1 rRNA gene is annotated in these 757 nt (G+C 52.8%); it reads left to right on the top strand.

Annotated elements, in window-relative coordinates:
• Positions 1–689: ribosomal RNA gene (locus tag V2154_RS24850) — 23S ribosomal RNA — on the top strand; the annotation flags it as partial.
• Positions 690–757: the final 68 nt, after the last annotated feature.

Here is a 757-nt window from a genome sequence, read left to right as displayed (position 1 = left end):
GGGGTGAGGACAGTGTCTGGTGGGTAGTTTGACTGGGGCGGTCTCCTCCTAAAGAGTAACGGAGGAGCACGAAGGTTAGCTAATCACGGTCGGACATCGTGAGGTTAGTGCAATGGCATAAGCTAGCTTGACTGCGAGAGTGACGGCTCGAGCAGGTACGAAAGTAGGTCATAGTGATCCGGTGGTTCTGAATGGAAGGGCCATCGCTCAACGGATAAAAGGTACTCCGGGGATAACAGGCTGATACCGCCCAAGAGTTCATATCGACGGCGGTGTTTGGCACCTCGATGTCGGCTCATCACATCCTGGGGCTGAAGTAGGTCCCAAGGGTATGGCTGTTCGCCATTTAAAGTGGTACGCGAGCTGGGTTTAGAACGTCGTGAGACAGTTCGGTCCCTATCTGCCGTGGGCGTTGGAAGATTGAGAGGGGCTGCTCCTAGTACGAGAGGACCGGAGTGGACGCATCACTGGTGTTCGGGTTGTCATGCCAATGGCATTGCCCGGTAGCTAAATGCGGAAAAGATAAGCGCTGAAAGCATCTAAGCGCGAAACTTGCCTCGAGATGAGTCTTCCCTGTGGCTTTAAGCCACCTGAAGGGACGTTTAAGACTAAGACGTTGATAGGCTGGGTGTGTAAGTGCAGCGATGCATTGAGCTAACCAGTACTAATGACCCGAGAGGCTTAACCTTACAACACCGAAGGTGTTTTGGTCTGAGAGACGAGACGAGATTTTCAGCGAAGTTCCGAGATTGGTTCG

Origin of the sequence: Ewingella sp. CoE-038-23, from assembly GCF_040419245.1 — a bacterium.
GTDB lineage: Bacteria > Pseudomonadota > Gammaproteobacteria > Enterobacterales > Enterobacteriaceae > Ewingella > Ewingella allii.
The sequence above is the reverse complement of the archived record's forward strand: the minus strand, read 5'-3'. Positions and strand labels throughout refer to the sequence as shown.